At 57.2% G+C, this 19,773-nt stretch carries 19 protein-coding genes; 2 read left to right on the top strand and 17 right to left on the bottom strand.

The features are described 5' to 3' along the window. Window positions 1–33 precede the first annotated feature (33 nt). The gene (locus BLV81_RS19400; protein ID WP_092359314.1) at window positions 34–2,067 is read right to left on the bottom strand and encodes an ATP-dependent DNA helicase; all 2,034 of its coding nucleotides are present in this window, start codon (window positions 2,065–2,067) and stop codon (window positions 34–36) included. 96 nt (window positions 2,068–2,163) lie between these two features. After that, window positions 2,164–2,370, bottom strand: a complete 207-nt coding sequence (locus BLV81_RS19395; RefSeq protein WP_170850937.1) for a YdcH family protein — start codon at window positions 2,368–2,370, stop codon at window positions 2,164–2,166. Between the two features lie 222 nt (window positions 2,371–2,592). Here BLV81_RS19395 and BLV81_RS19390 point away from each other — a divergent pair, with 222 nt between their 5' ends. After that, entirely contained in the window at window positions 2,593–3,399 is an 807-nt protein-coding gene (locus tag BLV81_RS19390) for a PP2C family protein-serine/threonine phosphatase (protein WP_092359312.1), read from the top strand. A 12-nt stretch (window positions 3,400–3,411) separates the two neighbouring features. Here the strand turns inward: BLV81_RS19390 and BLV81_RS19385 are convergent, their stop codons facing one another. From BLV81_RS19385 to BLV81_RS23730, 15 genes are all read right to left on the bottom strand, one after another. Next, window positions 3,412–4,260: a hypothetical protein gene (locus BLV81_RS19385; RefSeq protein ID WP_143036386.1), complete on the bottom strand. Its 849-nt coding sequence runs from the start codon at window positions 4,258–4,260 to the stop codon at window positions 3,412–3,414. A gap of 71 nt (window positions 4,261–4,331) precedes the next feature. Then, a complete protein-coding gene (gene zapE / locus BLV81_RS19380; RefSeq protein WP_092359308.1) occupies window positions 4,332–5,429 on the bottom strand; it encodes a cell division protein ZapE in 1,098 nt (365 codons plus the stop codon). Window positions 5,430–5,601: 172 nt separating this feature from the next. Next, window positions 5,602–6,030: a hypothetical protein gene (locus BLV81_RS19375; protein WP_092359306.1), complete on the bottom strand. Its 429-nt coding sequence runs from the start codon at window positions 6,028–6,030 to the stop codon at window positions 5,602–5,604. A gap of 11 nt (window positions 6,031–6,041) precedes the next feature. Beyond that, window positions 6,042–7,469, bottom strand: a complete 1,428-nt coding sequence (gene lpdA / locus BLV81_RS19370) for a dihydrolipoyl dehydrogenase (RefSeq protein ID WP_092359428.1) — start codon at window positions 7,467–7,469, stop codon at window positions 6,042–6,044. Between the two features lie 201 nt (window positions 7,470–7,670). After that, window positions 7,671–8,936, bottom strand: coding sequence for a 2-oxoglutarate dehydrogenase complex dihydrolipoyllysine-residue succinyltransferase (gene odhB / locus BLV81_RS19365; protein WP_092359304.1), 1,266 nt, complete (start codon window positions 8,934–8,936; stop codon window positions 7,671–7,673). Window positions 8,937–8,987: 51 nt separating this feature from the next. After that, window positions 8,988–11,843, bottom strand: coding sequence for a 2-oxoglutarate dehydrogenase E1 component (locus tag BLV81_RS19360; protein WP_092359302.1), 2,856 nt, complete (start codon window positions 11,841–11,843; stop codon window positions 8,988–8,990). Window positions 11,844–12,147: 304 nt separating this feature from the next. Next, window positions 12,148–13,452 carry a citrate synthase gene (gene gltA, locus BLV81_RS19355; protein WP_092359426.1) on the bottom strand — a complete coding sequence of 435 codons (1,305 nt, stop codon included), beginning with the start codon at window positions 13,450–13,452 and terminating at the stop codon, window positions 12,148–12,150. A gap of 89 nt (window positions 13,453–13,541) precedes the next feature. Further along, the gene (locus BLV81_RS19350; protein ID WP_092359300.1) at window positions 13,542–13,811 is read right to left on the bottom strand and encodes an FAD assembly factor SdhE; all 270 of its coding nucleotides are present in this window, start codon (window positions 13,809–13,811) and stop codon (window positions 13,542–13,544) included. 115 nt (window positions 13,812–13,926) lie between these two features. Beyond that, window positions 13,927–14,640 (bottom strand): succinate dehydrogenase iron-sulfur subunit, encoded by a 714-nt coding sequence (locus BLV81_RS19345; RefSeq protein WP_092359298.1) that lies wholly within the window; start codon window positions 14,638–14,640, stop codon window positions 13,927–13,929. A 72-nt stretch (window positions 14,641–14,712) separates the two neighbouring features. Continuing rightward, the gene (gene sdhA / locus BLV81_RS19340; protein WP_092359424.1) at window positions 14,713–16,491 is read right to left on the bottom strand and encodes a succinate dehydrogenase flavoprotein subunit; all 1,779 of its coding nucleotides are present in this window, start codon (window positions 16,489–16,491) and stop codon (window positions 14,713–14,715) included. A 2-nt stretch (window positions 16,492–16,493) separates the two neighbouring features. After that, window positions 16,494–16,862: a succinate dehydrogenase, hydrophobic membrane anchor protein gene (gene sdhD, locus BLV81_RS19335; protein WP_092359297.1), complete on the bottom strand. Its 369-nt coding sequence runs from the start codon at window positions 16,860–16,862 to the stop codon at window positions 16,494–16,496. Then, the gene (gene sdhC / locus BLV81_RS19330; protein ID WP_092359295.1) at window positions 16,862–17,272 is read right to left on the bottom strand and encodes a succinate dehydrogenase, cytochrome b556 subunit; all 411 of its coding nucleotides are present in this window, start codon (window positions 17,270–17,272) and stop codon (window positions 16,862–16,864) included. The genes sdhD and sdhC overlap by 1 nt, the downstream gene beginning before the upstream one ends. Before the next feature lie 27 nt (window positions 17,273–17,299). Further along, complete coding sequence (locus BLV81_RS24300) at window positions 17,300–17,428, bottom strand: hypothetical protein (protein ID WP_255365367.1); 129 nt, start codon at window positions 17,426–17,428, stop codon at window positions 17,300–17,302. A gap of 74 nt (window positions 17,429–17,502) precedes the next feature. After that, window positions 17,503–18,315: a GntR family transcriptional regulator gene (locus BLV81_RS19325; protein ID WP_369823907.1), complete on the bottom strand. Its 813-nt coding sequence runs from the start codon at window positions 18,313–18,315 to the stop codon at window positions 17,503–17,505. A gap of 195 nt (window positions 18,316–18,510) precedes the next feature. Beyond that, the gene (locus BLV81_RS23730; protein WP_143036385.1) at window positions 18,511–18,750 is read right to left on the bottom strand and encodes a hypothetical protein; all 240 of its coding nucleotides are present in this window, start codon (window positions 18,748–18,750) and stop codon (window positions 18,511–18,513) included. Between BLV81_RS23730 and BLV81_RS19320 the strand changes: the two genes are divergently transcribed. After that, on the top strand, window positions 18,749–19,738 hold the full coding sequence (locus BLV81_RS19320) for a malate dehydrogenase (protein ID WP_092359291.1): 990 nt from the start codon (window positions 18,749–18,751) through the stop codon (window positions 19,736–19,738). The genes BLV81_RS23730 and BLV81_RS19320 overlap by 2 nt on opposite strands. Window positions 19,739–19,773 lie beyond the last annotated feature (35 nt).

The following is a 19,773-nucleotide window of genomic DNA, read 5'->3' as shown; positions in this document are numbered from 1 at the left end:
GTCCGGTACAAGAGTGATAGCGCTATCTCATGTTCAATCAGGATCAATCGCGTCGCCGCGCCAGAACGCCTTTACCGCATCCAGCTCCCGGGTCCGCTTGAACGGCGGCAAACTCTGCCAGATGCGCCGGCCGTAGCCTTTGGAAATCAGGCGCGGATCGCAAATCATCAAGACGCCGCGATCGGCTTCATCGCGGATCAGGCGGCCGGCGCCCTGCTTCAGGTTAATGATGGCAGCCGGTAACTGGTGGTGCATGAAACCGTTCATGCCTTTGGATTCGAGCGCATCGATACGTGCCGCCAGGACCGGATCGTCGGGCGGTGAAAATGGCAGCTTGTCGATAATCACCAGGGACAATGCTTCGCCGCGCACATCGACGCCTTCCCAGAAACTCTGGCTGCCGATCAGCACGGCGTTGCCGGCAGCGCGGAAACGGTCCAGCAGCTCGGTGCGCCCCGCCTCGCCTTGCACCATCAGGGGAAAATCCAGATGGCGCGCTTCGAATTCGGCGCGTAATCGTTCGGCGGCGCGATTGACTGCGCGTATCGTCGTGCACAACAGAAAGGCACGGCCGCCCGCGGCTTCAATCACCGGCAGCGCGGCGTCGATGACGGCGTCGGTATAGTCAGGCGAATTCGGCTGCGGCAGGTTGTGCGGCACGTAGAGCAGGCCCTGCTCGCCATAGTCGAAGGGACTAGGCCAGGATTGGGCCGGCTCGTCCCACAAGCCCATTTGCGAGGCGTAGTGCTGGAAATCGTTCTTCACCGCCAGCGTGGCGGAGGTAAAAATCCAGGAGCGGGCGACACCTTCACGCTGTTTATTAAAAATCGGCGCAATCGACAGCGGTGTCTGATGCAATTGCAAGGACGATGAAAAGGCTTCTACCCACAGCACGCTGCCTTCTTCGCCTTCCGCTCCGCTTGCCTTGGCTTTCTTTGCGCTCTTGCCGCTGCTGGCGCCTGGCGCACTGTTCCAGCTGTCCAGCTGGTGGCCCAGCTCCACTGCGCGGGTCCGGCACTGCTCAATGGTTTCCGCCCGTTCCGCCTGCTTTTCGAGGACGGCAATCATGCCGTGCAATTGCGCGCGCATGGTTTCCAGCGCCGGGAAGAATGCGCTCGACGGCGCAATCTGGTTCACCGCCAGCCGTACCCCTTCCTGCGGAAAGGCCAGCCGTAAATCGCGTGCGGCTTTTTCTACCGGCACCACCACTTGTCCCCAGTCGGCGCCGTCGCGGGCATGCGACAAGCCTTCTGCCAGCACGTCACGACACAATTCCAGGATCTGCGAGGTAGAGACGGTATTGCCAAAAAATAAAGTGGCGACTTCGGGCAATTGGTGCGCTTCGTCGAAGATGATGGTGTTGGCCGACGGCAGCAATTCCGCGACGCCGGTGTCCTTCAAAGCCACATCGGCAAAGAACAGGTGGTGATTGACCACCACCACGTCAGCCTGCTGCGCTTCCTTGCGCGCCTTCATCACGAAACAGTCCTGGTAATACTGGCATTCGGCGCCCATGCAGGTATCGCGGGTCGAGGTCACCAGATTCCAGATCAACGCGGTTTCCGGCACCTTGGATAACTCAGCCTTGTCGCCGGACGAGGTGGTTTTCATGAAACGGGAAATTTCACGCAGGTAGCCGACATCCTCGCGCGATGTCATGCGGCCATTCTGCAGGGTCCGTTCCAAATGAAAATGGCAGACGTAATTGGCGCGCCCTTTCAGCAGCGCGACTGAGACCGGCGCGCTGAGCGCCTTGCGCACGGTAGGAATGTCGCGCAAGTACAACTGGTCTTGCAAATTCTTGGTGCCGGTCGAGACGATCACCTTGCCGCCCCACAGCAAGGCCGGCACCAGGTAAGCGAAAGTCTTGCCGGTACCGGTGCCGGCTTCGGCAATCAGCGTTCTTTGCTGGGCGATGGCGTCGGCGATGGCTTTCGCCATTTCGGTCTGCGCCTGGCGCGGGCGAAAGCCGCCGACCGCCTGTCCAAGCGGGCCGGAACTGGCGAACAGGCGATCGATGTCGGCATCGTGGGCGCCGGGAGCTGCCGTGGCAATTGCAGCGGACAAAGCGCCTTCTGCAACAAGGGGAGATGTATCTTCGGTCAAGGTAACTTACTTAAAGCAGAGGCTGGGTGTTTATCCTAACAGCCTCGGGGTGGGCTATCAGGCAGGGATGTCGGGAATTAATTGCATTCTTAACAGCGTGATCTGGTCCTTGAGTTGCAATTTCCGCTTTTTCAGGCGGCGTAACTGCAATTCTTCATGCAAGACCTGATTCGTCATAGTATGAATTGCCGCATCCAGATCGCGATGTTCGACTTCAAGTTCTATAATGCGGCGCAGGATTTCTTCTCGATCAATCATGGTCATATCAATCACGGTCGTATTCTAGCGTTGGAAAATGTTAACATCTGGAAACACTTTAAAAATTATTCCTGCGTATAATATTTCCCATCGACTTCTTACTGTACTACTGTATGCGAATGGCGGTGAGTTGCTGCGAGTTGCGATGTATGCCAACCTCACGCTCGATCGAGGCCCGGCCAGCCCGGAATTACCCAGAACAGGATGCAGTTTAATCTACCCAGACGAATGAGCCAATACAAGATCGAAGCCGGTACCGGCCAACACATCGGCGACCGCCAGGAACAACAGGACCGCGCCGCATTATTCACCGCCCCCAAAGCGCCCGGTTACATGATGGCAGTACTCGCCGACGGCATGGGCGGCCGCAGCGGCGGCGCACTGGCTGCCGAACAGGTGATTTGCACCGCCAAACAGATATTTGAGGGGTTCTCGCCGCTGATCGACGATGTCGAGGTCATGCTGCGCAACATTGCGCTGGAGACCCACACTGTCATCAAGCTGAGCGGCTTTTCCAACGACAAGGATCCGCATACCACCATGGTGATCCTGGTGCTGGCGCCGGACGGCACGGCAACCTGGGGCCACGTCGGCGATTCGCGCCTGTACCGTTTCGACGGTCCCAATTTCGCCGAGCACACCATCGACCATTCCTATGTCGAGAAACTGGTGGCCGAAGGCAAGCTGTCGCGCAGCGAAGCGAAATCGCACAATCTGTCCAACATCCTGCTGAACGCGCTCGGCTCCAGCACCGACACACCTACGGTCACCATCAACCGCTATACCGGTTTGAAGGCTGGCGACGCCTTCCTGCTATGCTCGGATGGGTTGTGGCACTACTTTACGGAAGATGAACTGGGTGCGGCCATCGCCATGAACAAACCGCGCGACGCCGCCGAAATGCTGATCACCAAGACCCGCAAGCGGGCCGAAGGCCATGCCGCGGACAATTGCACCTTTGCGATCGTCAAACTGGTGGCGCTGCCTAAGGAAGCGCAGAACTACACCGTCAAGAAGATGCGCCGCGCAGTGTAATTCCGGCCTGGCTTACGGCGCTGACGCCGGTGCAGTGCTGGCCGGCGACGGCGATTTCAACACAGGCGCAGCAGGCGCTACCGGCACGCCCGTTGCAGCCGCCTTCTTGTCTGCCAGATCCTTGGCTTTGGCAGCCTTGTTTGCGGCTACTTCACGCTGACGCGCTGCCGAGTCCTGCGCCTTTTTCTCAAAAGCGGCTACATTGGCTGCACGTTGCGAGGCTTTGGCTGCCCCATCCTGCTGCGCCTTTTGCACGCGGGCGTTATGCGCTGCCACGCGCTTGTCTGCCTCACCCAGATGCTTGCGGGTATTGGCTGCCACTTCTTTTTCCTTTGCAGCGCCCTGCTTGACCTTGTCGGCGTTGCTCAGCTCTTTTTCCTTTTGATCCTGCGCTTTTTGCGCTGCTTCGGCCGGCTGCTGGGCATCGTGCACTGCCAGCGCCTTGTCGCGCTCGTCGGCACGGTCCTTACGCAAGAAGGCGTTGGCCGTGATGTCTACCGGACGGATGGCCTTCAGCGCCAGGCGGCGCTGCTCCTTGGCGGCATCCAGGCAATGGTTGACGAAGAACTTTGCGTAGCAGGCGCGCCGCTGTTCCAGATCGCGCGCCTCGACTTCGGCCTTGGCATTGGCGACATCGGCCAAAGCCCGATTCGACGTTTGCACCGAATTGAGCGTTTCCAGCGGGTAGCGTGCGGTCAGCTCGGCGGCAGGCTCGGCGACCGGCTTCAACTCGGCGTCTGCGGCCTGCACGCTGGCCGACAGCGTCAGCAGCAGCGCAGCAACACCCAGCAAGACAGGTCGCTGAAGACGCGCGCGCGCCGGCGCTGACAATGTCCATAAAGACCTAGGGGCCAAACTCAAGGAAACAAATTCCACGTAAACCTATCCATTTCTGTACGTTATCTTTCAAACACCGCTACCTGCAGCTTGGCTCACACAATCGAGTCGGCTTCGGAACGTCGTTCGCTATCCATGTATTCGCGCGACTGCATTTCCATGATACGCGATACGGTACGGTGAAACTCGTTGGCCAGCATGCCTTGCGTATACAGCTCGCCGGGCTCCACCGCGGCCGACATGATCAACTTGATCTTGTGATCATAGAACACATCGATCAGCCAGGTAAACCGGCGCGCCTCTGACGACATCGCCGCCGACATCTGCGGAATACCGGACAATATCACCGTATGGAAGCGGCTGGCAATTTCCAGATAATCGTTTTGCGAGCGCGGCCCCCCGCACAAGGTATTGAAATCGAACCAGATCACGCCGCCGGCCCGGCGCAAGGCTTTGATTTTACGTGCTTCGATATCGACCACAGGATCTTCGTCAGTAGTCTCGGCAAGCCCGGTAAAGGCATGCCGCAAGGCGCGATCGGTATCGGCATTGAGCGGCGAATGGTAGCTATCCACCTGTTCCAGGGCGCGCTTGCGGTAATCGATGCCGGCATCGATATTCATCACATCCAGGTTATCCCGCAGTAACTTGATGGTCGGCAGCATGCGATCGCGATGCAAACCGTCAGGATAAAGCGTGCCCGGCTCGTAATTCGAGGTCATGACAAATGACACGCCGTTATCGAACAAGGCTTTCAGCAGGTTATAGAGGATCATGGCGTCGGCGATATCGGACACATGAAACTCGTCAAAACAGATCAGCCGATATTTCCTGGCGACCCGCTTCGCCACTTCATCGAGCGGATCGGCAACGCCTTTGAGTTCATCCAGCTGCCGATGCACCGCGCGCATGAATTCGTGGAAATGCAGGCGGGTTTTACGCACCACCGGCACCACCGAATAAAAACTGTCCATCAAAAACGATTTCCCGCGTCCGACCCCGCCCCACATATATACGCCGCGCGGCACGTCAGGCCGGTTGATCAAGCGTTTGAAGGAGCTGGAACGCCGCGCCTTGTACCCGACCCATTCATCGTAAGACTGCTGCAGGCGATCGACCGCGCGCCGTTGCGCGTCATCGGCCTGGAAACCCCTTTGTGCCAGTGTCTGTTCGTAAAACTCTAAGACGTTCATTGTGTTTTCAATTCTTGACGAAAAGCTCAAACCCGTTTGCCAATCTTTGTGATTGACAAAAAATTAATCATGCTCATTGAACAAGCCGCTTAAAATAAAAATGGGCGAGCTTCCGCTCACCCACTTCAATCCAGGCAACCGCCCTGACAACACCGTGACAACTACCCCGCAACTATGACCGCCCCATCTCTACCAGCACGCGGCTGGGATAAGCCTTCTCCTTACCGCCGAAACTGAGCGGCAGGTTGGCCCCCAAACCGAGGCCGACCGCACCGATGCCGCCGCTGCCGCCGGTGGCGCCGATGCCGACGCTAGGAGAATTCAATCCAGGCGGAGCCCGATACACCACTTCCGAGGTGCGATAGCCTGGTTTGTCGCACACCACATGCAAGTCGCCGTCGGCTTCAACAATCAGGACATCGCCGGGCGTAACCACATTCCAGCGGCTGCTGTCGGTTTTCACCACACAGCGCGCGCCTTCCAGCTGCTGGCTGTCGGAGGTAGCCACGATCAGCACACGACCGTTATCCGACGCCGTAGTCGCGCAGCCGGACAGTGCAAGGCCTAACAACAGGATCAACGGTGGTGTCAGATCGCGCATGTGCTTCTCCCTTAGAAATTCAGGGACCGTTTGTCGACTGCCAGCGCCGCTTCCTTGGTCGCTTCCGACAAGGATGGGTGCGCGTGACAGATACGGGCGATATCTTCCGCAGATGCGCGGAATTCCATCGCCACCACGGCTTCTGAAATCAACTCTGATGCCATAGGCCCAACAATGTGAACACCCAGGATTTCGTCGGTCTTGGCATCTGCCAGGAATTTGACCATGCCTGAGGTATCACCCAAAGCGCGTGCCCGGCCATTGGCCAGGAACGGGAATGTGCCAGCTTTATATGCTACTCCATCTGCCTTCAGTTGTTGTTCAGTCTTGCCAACCCAGGCGATTTCCGGCGAAGTATAGATCACCCATGGAATCGTGTTGAAGTTAACGTGACCATGCTGTCCGGCAATACGCTCAGCAACCGCCACGCCTTCTTCCTCCGCCTTGTGCGCCAGCATCGGGCCGCGCACCACATCGCCTACCGCCCAGACGTTCGGCAAGTTGGTCTTGCAATCAGCGTCGACAGCGATAAAGCCGCGCTCGTCCAGCTGCAGGCCGACGCCTTCGGCGTTCAGGCCGATGGTGTTCGGCGTCCGGCCGATGGATACGATCAGTTTGTCGTACACCACTTTTTGTGCTGCGCCGGCGGCATCGACATACTCTACCGTGACATCATTCTTGCCGGCCGTAATGGCGCCAATCGTGACGCCCAGGCTGACCTTCAACCCCTGTTTGGTGAACAGTTTGGCGGCTTCCTTGGCGATCTGATCGTCCACTGCGCCGAGGAAAGTCGGGAGCGCTTCCAATACGCTGACATCTGAACCCAGGCGACGCCAGACACTGCCCATTTCGAGGCCGATGACGCCAGCACCGATAACACCCAGTTTAGCCGGAACCGCTTCAATTGCCAGTGCGCCGGTGTTCGACAGAATCAGTTTTTCATCAAACGGCGTGCCTGGCAATGCACGGGGGTTAGAGCCGGTAGCCACGATAATGTGCTTGGCTGTGATGGTTTCTTCGGTAGCGCCGGCAACGTTGATTTCGTAAGCGTTGGCGTCGCCTTTGACGAACGAACCGCGGCCGTGGAAGAAGGTGACCTTGTTCTTCTTGAACAGGTACAAAATGCCTTCATTGTTTTGCTTGACGACATTATCCTTGCGCGCCAGCATCTGTCCCAGGTTCAGCCCCAGGCCCTTGACTTCGATGCCGTGCTCGGCGAATGCATGGCCGGCATGCTCGTAATGCTCAGACGATTGCAACAACGCTTTGGATGGAATGCAGCCGACATTGGTGCAAGTGCCGCCCGGCGCAGGACCGTTCTTGGCATTTTTCCATTCATCAATACAGGCAGTATTGAAACCCAGTTGTGCGGCGCGAATTGCTGCAATATAACCGCCAGGACCGCCACCGATCACGACGACATCAAATTGTTTGCTCATTTCCATCCTTCGAGTTATTGCCTTGCCGGCCGATTGTCAACTTAAGCCGCCTGCTCTGTAGCTCAAAGCAGTTAATTCCGGCAAGCGACAGCAGCAAGGCTCTCATCATCATTTACTTAGCCGCCTAAACGATACGCCCTGCTCCATTTTCCTTACGCGGAAATAGGAGTCAGGGCGCCCTCGCCTGGCGAGATTTAAAGCTTACAGATCCAGCAACAGACGGGCCGGATCTTCCAGCGCTTCCTTCATCGCTACCAATGCCAGCACTGCTTCACGACCATCGATGATACGGTGATCATAAGACATGGCCAGATAGTTCATCGGGCGAATCACGATTTGGCCGTTTTCGACAACGGCACGGTCCTTGGTCGCATGCACGCCCAGGATCGCCGATTGCGGCGGGTTGATGATCGGCGTCGACAGCATCGAACCAAAAGTACCGCCGTTGGAGATCGAGAATGTACCGCCGGTCAGGTCGTCCAGCGTCAGCTTGCCATCCTTGGCCTTGGCGCCGAATTCGCCGATTTTCTTCTCAATGTCAGCGATCGACATTTGATCCGCATCGCGCAATACAGGCACGACCAGGCCGCGCGGCGAACCAACGGCGATACCGATATCGAAATAACCGTGGTACACGATGTCGTTGCCATCAACCGAAGCGTTGACGATCGGGTATTTTTTCAGTGCGGCAACCGCGGCCTTGACGAAGAACGACATGAAGCCGAGCTTGACGCCGTGCTCTTTTTCAAACTTGTCTTTGTACTTGGTGCGCAGGTCCATGACTGGCTGCATGTTGACTTCATTGAATGTCGTCAAGATGGCGTTGGTCGATTGCGATTGCACCAGGCGCTCGGCGATGCGTGCGCGCAAACGGCTCATAGGCACACGCTCTTCCGGACGCTCGTCCAGCTGGGCCTTGGTCGGCGCGGCAACTTGCTGCAGTGCCGGCTTGGCTGGCGCCGCTGCCAGAGGTGCAGGTGCAGCCGGCTTGTTGGCCAGTGCGCCCAGAACGTCGCCCTTGGTGACGCGGCCGTCTTTACCGCTGCCGCCGATCTGCGACGCCGACAGATTGTTTTCCGCCAGCAGTTTTGCTGCGGCAGGCATGGCGATGCCCGCTGCCGATTGCGATGCTGCCGGTGCTGCCACTGCCACTGCCGCCGAAGCCGCTGCCGGAGCTGCAGCAGCTACTGGTGCTGCAGCCGGAGCGGCAACTGCGCCAGCTGTTGCTTCGGTGTCGATCACAGCGATGATTTCATCGGCAACCACGGTGCTGCCGTCGCCTTTGATCAGCTGGACGATCACGCCGTCGGCTGGAGCCGGCAGCTCAAGCACAACTTTATCTGTCTCGATATCAATCAGGTTTTCATCGCGCTTGACAGCGTCGCCGACTTTTTTATGCCATGTCAACAAAGTCGCTTCAGCGACCGATTCCGACAATTGCGGAACTTTTACTTCTAGAAGTGCCATTTAATTCTCCGTAAGATGGTGCGTCGGGCAGGCATCCTGCCCTGGCGTCAATTATTTTGTAAGAACAAAGCCTTTGAGCTTGGAAAATGCTGTGTCCAGCAATGCTTTTTGCTGCGCATAGTGCTTGTCGTAGTAACCGACCGCTGGCGATGCGCTGGCCGGACGGCCTGCGTATGCAAGCTTCTGGCCATCTTCCAGGTTTTCAAAAATGTTGTGCTGAATCTGCAGCCATGCGCCTTGATTCTGCGGCTCGTCCTGGGTCCATACCAGCTCGTTGAAGTTCGGGAACTGCTTCAACTCGGCAGCAAACGCCTTGTGCGGGAATGGATACAGTTGTTCCAGACGGATAATTGCCACGTCGGTCTGACCGCGCTCTTTACGTGCGTTAACCAGATCGTAGTAAACCTTGCCCGAGCAAGCGACGATGCGCTTGACCTTCTTGGGATCGATCTTGTCATCGATTTCGCCGATCACGGTCTGGAAGCTGCCCTTGCTGAAATCGGACAACGGCGAACCGGCATCTTTGTTACGCAGCAGCGACTTCGGCGTCATGATCACCAGCGGCTTGCGGAACAAGCGGATCATCTGACGGCGCAGCAGATGGAAAATCTGCGCTGCGGTAGTCGGCTGCACCACTTGCATGTTGTTGTCTGCGCACAGTTGCAGATAACGCTCGAGGCGTGCCGACGAGTGTTCCGGGCCCTGGCCTTCGTAACCGTGCGGCAGCATCATGACCAGGCCGGAAGCACGGCCCCACTTCACTTCGCCGGAGCTGATGAACTGGTCGATCACGACTTGCGCGCCGTTGGCGAAATCGCCGAACTGGGCTTCCCAGATGGTCAGCGTATTTGGCTCTGCGGTGGAATAACCGTATTCGAAACCGAGTACCGCCTCTTCCGACAGGACCGAGTCGATCACCTTGAACGGCGCTTGCTGTTCGGAGATGTTTTGCAGCGGAATATAGCTGCCGGCATCCCAACGCTCGCGGTTCTGATCGTGCAGTACAGCGTGGCGATGGACGAATGTGCCGCGGCCTGCATCCTGGCCGGTCAGGCGAATCGCATAACCCGACGATACCAGCGATGCGTAGGCCAGATGCTCACCCATGCCCCAGTCGAGGTTGAGTTCGCCGCGGCCCATGGCGGCGCGGTCGTTCAACACCTTTTCGACCAGCGCGTGAACCTTGAAATTTTCCGGCACGGTAGTGATGCGTGCCGCCAGGCGTTTCAATTCGGTGACCGGCACCGAAGTGTCTGCGGCATCGGTCCACTTGCGGTTCAGGAACGGCAGCCAGTCGACCGCGTATTTGCTCTTGAAGTTGGTGATGACCGGATCGATGGTGTGCTTGCCGGCGTCCATCGCATCGCGGAACGCCTTGACCATGGCGTCGCCAGCGTCGGCAGCGATAGTGCCTTGCGCCACCAGTTTGTCCGCGTACAGCTTGCGGGTGCCTGGATGCTGGCCGATTTTCTTGTACATCAGCGGCTGCGTCAGCGCTGGCGTATCTTGCTCGTTGTGGCCCAGTTTGCGGAAGCAGATGATATCGACCACGATATCTTTCTTGAACTCGATCCGGTAATCGAGCGCGATCTGGGTAGCGAACACGACCGCTTCAGGATCGTCGCCGTTGACGTGCAGGACCGGTGCTTCGATCATCTTGACGACGTCCGAGCAATACAGGGTGGAACGGGAATCGCGCGGATCTGAAGTGGTGAAACCGATCTGGTTGTTGATCACGATATGCACGGTGCCGCCAGTGCCGTAACCACGCGTTTGCGCCAGGTTCAGGGTTTCCATCACAACGCCCTGGCCGGCAAATGCAGCGTCGCCGTGGACCAGGATCGGCAGCACTTGCGAGCCGTCGGTGTCGCCGCGACGCTCCATGCGCGCCTTGACCGAACCCTCAACCACCGGGTTGACGATTTCCAGATGCGATGGATTGAATGCCAGCGACAGATGCACCGGGCCGCCCGGGCTGGTGATGTCGGAAGAGAAGCCTTGGTGATACTTGACGTCGCCTGCCGGCAGGTCGTCGGCATGCTTGCCTTCGAATTCGGCAAACAGTTCTTGCGGCATCTTGCCCAAGGTATTGACCAGCACGTTCAGGCGGCCGCGGTGGGCCATGCCGATAACGATTTCCTGGACACCCTTGGCGCCGGCGCGCTGGATCGTTTCGTCCAGCGACACGATGAAACTTTCGCCGCCTTCCAGCGAGAAACGCTTTTGACCGACGTAACGGGTGTGCAGGTAGCGCTCCAGTCCTTCAGCCGCGGTCAGGCGGTCGAGGATGTGTTTTTTCTTTTCTGCGGTGAACACCGGCGCCGAACGCGTCGACTCCAGGCGCTCCTGCATCCAGCGTTTTTCAGTCGGGTCGCTGATGTACATGTACTCGGTGCCGATAGAACGGCAATACGTATCGCGCAGCGAATTCAGCAGGTCGCGCAGCGTAGCAGTTTCAGTACCGAAGTAGGTATTGCTGATGTTGAACACGATGTCCATGTCGGCATCGGTGAAACCGTAGAAGCTTGGTTCCAGTTCAGGCAATACGGAACGTTCCTGGCGTTGCAGCGGGTCCAGATTGGCCCAGCGTGAACCCAGATAACGGTAGGCGGCGATAAGTTGCGTTGCAGCAACACGCTTGCGTCCCATTTCAGCATCTGCCGAAGCGGAGATAGTGCGGATCGGACCATGTTTGGCGCGCTCGGCAAACGAGGCGATGACAGAGGCGTGGCCTACGTCAGGCTTGTCGGTGCCGTCGACGGCAGGCACATGTTGCATGGCGTCAAAATAAGCACGCCAGTTATCGGCAACTGAACCGGGATTGTCGAGGTAAGACTCGTACAGCTCTTCAATGTACGGTGCATTACCTCCGAAGAGATAAGAATTAGAGCGGTATTGTTGCATCATCTTGCTCACCTTTCTTCGCGTTTCGCGAGATTAGCGGGTTAACATAACCTTCCGCGACACGGCCTGACCGGTTAGCGGATTGCACATCAAGTTGTGGGGAAGGGCTCTATTACTACAATTTCAATTCGGGTACTTCTTTACGCCTGCCCTTCAAAACATGCTCATCACATGCTTTTACTATGCTGTGACGGTACAAATCGGCACAGATTGAGAGCATAGCATAACCTGCAGAAATGCAAACAGCGAATCCTTGGATTCGCTGTTTTTGTGTTGCTTGTGTTGCTATTGCCTGCTCGCGCCCTTTTTAGCCGCGCTTGGCGATTGCCGGCACGTCACGGGTCGGCGAACCGACGAACAGCTGGCGCGGGCGGCCGATCTTTTGCTCAGGATCGGAAATCATTTCGTTCCATTGCGCGATCCAGCCGACTGTACGCGCCATGGCAAAGATGCCGGTGAACAGCGATACCGGGATGCCCAGCGCCGACTGCACGATGCCGGAGTAGAAGTCGACGTTCGGATACAGTTTGCGGGAAACGAAGTATTCGTCTTCCAACGCCACTTTTTCCAAGGCCATCGCCAGCTTGAACAACGGGTCGTCATGCAGGCCGAGTTCGTTCAGCACTTCGTAGCAGGTTTCGCGCATCAGCTTGGCGCGCGGATCGAAGTTCTTGTAGACGCGATGACCGAAGCCCATCAGCTTGACGCCGGAGTTCTTGTCTTTCACTTTGGCGATGAACTCAGGGATCTTGTCGACCGAACCGATTTCCTTGAGCATGTTCAGTGCGGCTTCGTTGGCGCCGCCATGCGCAGGGCCCCACAGGCAAGCGATACCGGCAGCGATACAGGCAAACGGATTGGCGCCGCTGGAACCGGCCAAGCGTACGGTCGAAGTCGAAGCGTTCTGCTCGTGGTCGGCATGCAAGGTCAGGATACGGTCCAGTGCGCGCACCAGCACGTCGTTGACCTTGTACTCTTCGCACGGCGTGGAAAACATCATGTGCATGAAGTTCGCGCTGTACGACAGGTCGTTACGCGGATAGACGAAAGGCTGGCCGACTGTGTACTTGTACGCCATGGCGACCAGGGTCGGCAATTTGGCGATCAGGCGGATCGCGGACACTTCGCGATGGTGCTCATTGGTGATATCGAGCGAGTCATGGTAGAACGACGACAAGGCGCCGACGGTACCAACCAGCACAGCCATCGGATGTGCATCGCGGCGGAAGCCGCGGAAGAAGAATTGCATCTGCTCGTGCACCATGGTGTGCTGGGTCACGGTGGCGTCGAATTTTTCCTTTTCCTTTGCAGTCGGCAGTTCGCCGTTCAGCAACAGGTAGCAGGTTTCCAGGAAGTCGCAATTGACCGCCAGTTGCTCGATCGGATAGCCGCGATACAGCAATTCGCCCTTGTCGCCATCGATATAGGTGATCGACGAATTGCATGCCGCCGTCGACATGAAACCGGGGTCGTAAGTGAACTTGCCGGTAGCGCCGTACAGCTTGCGGATATCGATAACTTCCGGGCCGACGGTGCCCTTGTAAATAGGAAACTCTACGGATGGACTGCCATCGGAAAACGATAGCGTGGCTTTTGTATCAGCGGTGGTCATGGCTCTTCCCTCAATCAAAAAAAACAAAAGATGCGCCCGCAAGCCGATCGGCATCTTCAGCGGCCGTCGCCGCCGGCGAAGATACGGGCTTAAGCAGTGCGTATTCTGGCTAACAGTGCATGCACTTGCGGCAAATCCAGCAGGCCGTCCGGTTCTTTACGGACCAGCAGCAAATCCATTAGTTCAATGTCGGACAGTTCCATCAGGCGCGAAAAAGCGTCGACGTCGTCGTCCGTCATGCTGACCTCGTTTGCATCCAGGAAACGGGTCAGTATCAGATCGTTTTCAAGCAGGCCGCGTCGCGCACGCCAGCGCAGGCGGGCTCGGTTAGCTGGATCGGCTTGATGGATGATAGGCATGGAAACCACTTATTCTATTTGATATCGCCGTTCGGCGCTTTCGACGAACAGTTCTAAAACTGTTGCAAAAACCAGGGCGGGAAGACTCGGAAGCTCCGCCGCCCTGCTTACTCTCTTATACAGCGCGACGGACCATCAACTCTTTGATCTTGCCGATCGCTGCGTTAGGATTCAAGCCCTTCGGACAGACATCGACGCAGTTCATGATCGAACGGCAACGGAACAGGCGATACGGATCTTCCAGATTATCCAGGCGGGCGCCGGTGGCTTCGTCGCGGCTGTCGGCGATGAAGCGGTAGGCTTGCAGCAAGCCGGCCGGGCCGACGAACTTGTCCGGATTCCACCAGAACGACGGGCAGGAAGTCGAGCAGCATGCGCACAGGATGCACTCGTACAGGCCATCCAGCTCTTCGCGCTGTTCCGGCGACTGCAGACGCTCTTTTTCCGGCGGAATGCTGTCGTTGATCAGGAACGGCTTGATCGAATCGTATTGCTTGAAGAATTGCGTCATGTCGACGATCAGATCGCGGATCACCGGCAGGCCTGGCAACGGCTTCAGGATGATAGGCTCGCTCAGCTCGTTCAGATTGGTGGTGCAAGCCAGACCGTTCTTGCCGTTGATGTTCATGGCGTCGGAACCGCACACGCCTTCGCGGCAGGAGCGGCGCAGCGCCAGCGAATCGTCGACGTCGGCCTTGATACGCTGCAGGGCATCCAGCAGCATCTTGTCGGTCGGCAGCAGTTCCACCGTCAGGTCCTGCATATAAGGCTTGGCATCCTTATCGGGATCGTAACGGTAGATTTTGAATTTCAAAGTACGTGATGACATGGCTATACCTTTTTATTAATTGTGCGGCAGAGCTGCGGGCCACCATGTGGCGCACCGCCCTGCCGCGACAAATCAGAATGTGCGTGGCTTTGGCTTGAACGTATCAACTGTCAGCGGCTTGGTAACGACAGGCTTGTAGTCGAGACGATTACCTTCGGAATACCACAAAGTGTGCTTCATCCAGTTTTCGTCATCACGCTTTTCATAATCGCGATGCGCATGGGCGCCGCGCGATTCCTTACGAGCTGCAGCCGAGGTAATGGTGGCCTTGGCGGTTTCGATCAGGTTGTCCAGCTCCAGCGCTTCGACACGTGCGGTGTTGAATACCTTGGACTTGTCCTTGAACGCAACATGCTTGCGCCGCTCGTCCAGCACCATGATTTCCTTGTAGCCTTGCTGCAGCAGCTCATCGGTACGGAACACGCCGCAGTAGTGCTGCATGGTCTTGCGGATATCGCCGGCCACGTCTTGCACGCGCTCGGAACCGGTGCTGGCTTCCAGCTTGGCCAGGCGCGCCAGGGCGACGTCGGCTGCGTCTGCCGGCAAAGCCTTGTTGCTGCGTTCCTTGAGCTTGCTGTCGACAATATGATTGCCGGCGGCGCGGCCGAACACCACCAGATCCAGCAGCGAATTGGTGCCCAGGCGATTGGCGCCGTGCACCGATACGCAAGCGCATTCGCCGATGGCGTACAAGCCATTGACTACCGCGTTCGGGATACCGTTCTTCGGCACTACGACCTGACCGTAAACGTTGGTCGGGATGCCGCCCATTTGATAGTGGATGGTCGGCACCACTGGAATCGGCTCTTTCAGAGCGTCAACGTTAGCGAACTTGTGGCCGATTTCCAAAATCGAAGGCAGACGCTTCATGATGGTTTCGGCGCCGATGTGGCGCAGATCCAGCATCACGTGATCCTTGTTCGGACCGCAGCCGCGGCCTTCCTTGATTTCCTGGTCCATCGAACGCGATACGAAATCGCGCGGCGCCAGATCTTTCAGGGTAGGCGCATAGCGCTCCATGAAACGTTCGCCGTTGGCGTTGATCAGAATCCCGCCTTCGCCGCGCACGCCTTCGGTAATCAGAACGCCCGCACCAGCCACGCCGGTCGGGTGGAATTGCCAGAATTCCATGTCTTCCAGCGGCAAGCCGGCACGCGCCGCCATACCCATACCGTCGCCGGTATTGATAAAGGCATTGGTCGAAGCCGCCCAGATACGCCCTGCGCCGCCGGTAGCCATCACGGTGGTCTTGGCTTCCAGGATCATGACATCGCCGGTTTCCATTTCCAGCGCCACTACGCCGATGACATCGCCTTCGGCATCGCGCACCAGATCGATCGCCATCCATTCGACGAAGAAATGCGTCTTGGCGCGCACGTTACGCTGATACAGCGTGTGCAACAGCGCATGGCCGGTACGGTCGGCAGCGGCGCAAGCGCGCGCTACCGGCTTTTCGCCGAAGTTGGCCGAGTGGCCGCCGAACGGACGCTGATAAATCGTGCCGTCGGCATTACGGTCGAACGGCATGCCGAAGTGTTCCAGCTCATACACCGCCTTTGGCGCTTCGCGACACATGAATTCGATCGCGTCCTGGTCACCCAGGTAATCCGAGCCCTTGACGGTGTCAAACATGTGCCAGTACCAGCTGTCCTCGGACATGTTGCCCAGCGAGGCGCCGATGCCGCCCTGCGCCGCCACTGTGTGCGAACGGGTAGGAAACACCTTCGACAAGACTGCTACATTCAAACCAGCTTCCGCCAACTGCAGCGAAGCACGCATACCGGAACCACCGGCCCCAACGATTACCGCATCAAAGCGGCGTGTAGGAATTGTGGATTTAATAGCTGCCACGATTACACTCTCCACAAAATCTGCGCCGCCCATCCGGCACAAGCAACCAACCACAGGATTGTGGCAACATCCAAGACCAGGCGCAGAGCGACCGGCTTGACATAATCCATCCAGACATCACGCACGCCTATCCATGCATGAAAGAACAGCGACATCAGCGCTACGAACGTAGCCAGCTTGAACCACTGATGCGAAAACAGCCCTGCCCAGCCTTCATAAGTAAAATTGCTGGCGGTCAGAAACGACACCAGCAGGATGACGGTATAGATCGCCATGACGACAGCCGTGAGGCGTTGCGCCAGCCAGTCCCGCAAACCGTAATGGGCTCCCACTACCAGGCGCTTGGCGCCAATATTCTTGTTGTCAGCCATCAGAACGCTCCGAACAGTTTCAATGCAACGATCAACGCCAGCGGCACGCTGATAATCAGGACTCCCGCAGCCGATTTGCGCGCACTATCCTTATCCAGGCCGATGTGGTTATCCATGATCAGGTGGCGAATGCCGGCGCAGAAGTGGTGCAGATAGGCCCAGGACAGGGCCAGGATGACAAGCTTTACGAACCAGCCCGACGTAAAACCTTTGAAGTATTCGAAAGAACTTTCAGATACCAGGCTTTTATCCAACATGAACAAGATAAAAGGCAGGAGCAAAAACATCAGCAAGCCACTAATACGATGCAAAATCGAAATGAAGGCTGCCAACGGAAAGCGGTAACCGACAATTTGAGTAATGCTTATATTACGAAACTGTGGCCGATTGGGCTTCGCGGCTTCAGACATAACAGGGTTCTCCTCAGTTTAAAATTTTTAGAGCAAGCGCAATCCCGCAATTTTCGCCGATTTTTGTGCAGCACACCAATAGTTATTATTCGATATTGCAAATAATCCCTGGCAATCATTATGTTGCGCTTGATATTGCTTGGTCAGCTTGCTCATATTGCCACCAGTCGCCGCTGTCGCCAGCCAGCCACCTATTCCAACTCCCTACTCCAACTCGCCGCTCCCACTTGTCAGCTCAATTCGTTCTGATAGTGATGGCGATTGGTCACATACAAACCACGCCGCACTTCCACCGGCTTGTCGCCATAGGTAAAAGACACGCGTTCCACGCACAGTAAAGGCGATGTTTTTTCCACCGCCAGCAACTCAGCCGCATCGGCGTCGGCGCCGGCGGCGCGAATCTGCTCGGTGGCACGGATCATGCGCGTGCCGAATTCGGTTTCAAACAAACCGTACATCGGCCCCTTGTACTCGACCAGGCGCTCCAGCGTCAAAGCCTTGAACAGCGCACCCGGCAGCCACAATTCTTCCAGTATCGTCGGCACGCCGTCAAATGACATGACGCGCTTGACATATATCACCGAGTCGCCCGATTTCATGCCCAGCAGACGGGCGATTTCCGCCGGCGCGCGCAAGCGCTTCAGCTCGATCACTCTTTTATCGGTAACTTGCGGCTGGTCACTGTCGGGCATCAGGCGCAGGAAGCGAAATTGCGAGCGCGCTTCGTGATGGGTGGCGACAAACGTGCCCTTGCCCTGACGCCGCACCAGCAGGTTCTCTGCCGCCAGTTCGTCAATCGCTTTGCGCACCGTGCCCTGGCTTACCTTGAAACGGTTGCCAAGCTCGACTTCGCTAGGAATCAGTTCGCCCGGCTTCCACTCACCGGATTGCAGGCGCTGCATGATCAGCGCCTTGATTTGTTGATAGAGTGGACTGAAGGTTGGAGACGATACTGAGGGGGACGCAGGAACCGCAGCGCTCTGGCCGGCTGGGTCACTACTCACATTGGACGGGATGGAACTCATAAGCTCAGATTTCACCATAAAACACCCCTTGTCGTCCAGTAAAAAATACGCAATGATATGTCTTATATAAGACATAAGATATTGATTGACATACCATGTTGCCACGCCTAAACTCGCGGGCATAAGCACTATTTGACGATCGCTGGATAGTGTTTGTTTCGCGCAAATCGATTTTCATGGCATAGATGCCGGCTGTAAATTCTGGCGCCGGGATTAAAGCGAAACAAACTGACGCAGGCGGTTTTCGCCGGTATGATTAGAGGTTGCGTATTTAAGTCGCCGCTTTTTGTATCTTGCTATATATTTTGCTGGGATTTTTTGTAATTTAACCGTCTTTCTTATTTGAATTGAACGGTTAAGGGCAGAGTAATCCGCCACGGGGCTCAGCTCAGCCTGGCGGCTCTTGGATTCTGCCCCGCGAATATTTTTATCACCTCTCTGGAGATTCAACATGGCTAAGTCCCCTCTGCGTGTTGCCGTGACCGGCGCCGCTGGTCAAATCGGTTATTCCCTTCTGTTCCGCATCGCCAACGGCGACCTGCTCGGCAAAGACCAGCCGGTCATTTTGCAACTGCTGGAAATCCCTGACGAAAAAGCACAAAAAGCGTTGAAGGGCGTGATCATGGAAGTCGACGATTGCGCGTTCCCGCTGCTGGCCGGCATCACCGCGCACAGCGACCCGATGACAGCATTCAAGGATGCTGACGTTGCCCTGCTGGTTGGCGCCCGCCCACGCGGCCCAGGCATGGAACGTAAAGACCTGCTGGAAGCCAATGCACAGATTTTCACCGTGCAAGGCAAGGCGCTGGACGCCGTCGCTTCGCGCAATGTCAAGGTCCTGGTGGTGGGCAATCCAGCCAACACCAACGCTTACATCGCCATGAAATCGGCGCCCAACCTGCCAGCCAAGAACTTCACCGCAATGCTGCGCCTAGACCACAACCGCGCCCTGTCGCAAGTCGCGGCCAAGATCGGCAAACCGGTTGCAGCCATCGAAAAGCTGTTCGTCTGGGGCAATCACTCGCCAACCATGTACGCAGACTATCGCTACGCGACAGCTGACGGCGCGTCGGTCAAAGACCTGATCAACGATCAAGTCTGGAACAAAGACGTGTTCCTGCCAACCGTCGGCAAGCGCGGCGCCGCCATCATCGAAGCGCGCGGCCTGTCGTCGGCTGCTTCGGCCGCCAACGCAGCCATCGATCACGTGCGTGACTGGGTACTCGGCACCAACGGCAAGTGGACCACCATGGGCGTGCCATCGGACGGCTCCTACGGCATTCCTGAAGGCACCATGTTCGGCTTCCCGGTAACCACCGAAAACGGCGAATACAAAATCGTTCAAGGCCTGGAAATCGACGCTTTCTCGCAAGAGCGCATCAACATTACGCTGCAAGAACTGCAAGAAGAGCGTGACGGCGTGAAACACCTGGTCGGCTAAGCAACTGCTTCAATGTAGGGCGGACGCTGGTACTC

Source organism: Collimonas sp. OK242 (assembly GCF_900107095.1).
Lineage (GTDB): Bacteria > Pseudomonadota > Gammaproteobacteria > Burkholderiales > Burkholderiaceae_D > Collimonas.
This window is presented reverse-complemented; position numbering and strand designations above follow the sequence as displayed.

Coding starts and splice junctions, on each gene's coding strand:
- BLV81_RS19395 (WP_170850937.1), bottom strand. CDS start 2,370: ATGACCATGATTGATCGAGAAGAAATCCTGCGCCGCATTATAGAACTT.
- BLV81_RS19390 (WP_092359312.1), top strand. CDS start 2,593: ATGAGCCAATACAAGATCGAAGCCGGTACCGGCCAACACATCGGCGAC.
- zapE (WP_092359308.1), bottom strand. CDS start 5,429: ATGAACGTCTTAGAGTTTTACGAACAGACACTGGCACAAAGGGGTTTC.
- BLV81_RS19375 (WP_092359306.1), bottom strand. CDS start 6,030: ATGCGCGATCTGACACCACCGTTGATCCTGTTGTTAGGCCTTGCACTG.
- lpdA (WP_092359428.1), bottom strand. CDS start 7,469: ATGAGCAAACAATTTGATGTCGTCGTGATCGGTGGCGGTCCTGGCGGT.
- odhB (WP_092359304.1), bottom strand. CDS start 8,936: ATGGCACTTCTAGAAGTAAAAGTTCCGCAATTGTCGGAATCGGTCGCT.
- BLV81_RS19360 (WP_092359302.1), bottom strand. CDS start 11,843: ATGATGCAACAATACCGCTCTAATTCTTATCTCTTCGGAGGTAATGCA.
- gltA (WP_092359426.1), bottom strand. CDS start 13,452: ATGACCACCGCTGATACAAAAGCCACGCTATCGTTTTCCGATGGCAGT.
- BLV81_RS19350 (WP_092359300.1), bottom strand. CDS start 13,811: ATGCCTATCATCCATCAAGCCGATCCAGCTAACCGAGCCCGCCTGCGC.
- BLV81_RS19345 (WP_092359298.1), bottom strand. CDS start 14,640: ATGTCATCACGTACTTTGAAATTCAAAATCTACCGTTACGATCCCGAT.
- sdhD (WP_092359297.1), bottom strand. CDS start 16,862: ATGGCTGACAACAAGAATATTGGCGCCAAGCGCCTGGTAGTGGGAGCC.
- sdhC (WP_092359295.1), bottom strand. CDS start 17,272: ATGTCTGAAGCCGCGAAGCCCAATCGGCCACAGTTTCGTAATATAAGC.
- BLV81_RS24300 (WP_255365367.1), bottom strand. CDS start 17,428: ATGAGCAAGCTGACCAAGCAATATCAAGCGCAACATAATGATTGCCAG.
- BLV81_RS19325 (WP_369823907.1), bottom strand. CDS start 18,315: ATGGTGAAATCTGAGCTTATGAGTTCCATCCCGTCCAATGTGAGTAGT.
- BLV81_RS19320 (WP_092359291.1), top strand. CDS start 18,749: ATGGCTAAGTCCCCTCTGCGTGTTGCCGTGACCGGCGCCGCTGGTCAA.
- BLV81_RS23730 (WP_143036385.1), bottom strand. CDS start 18,750: ATGTTGAATCTCCAGAGAGGTGATAAAAATATTCGCGGGGCAGAATCC.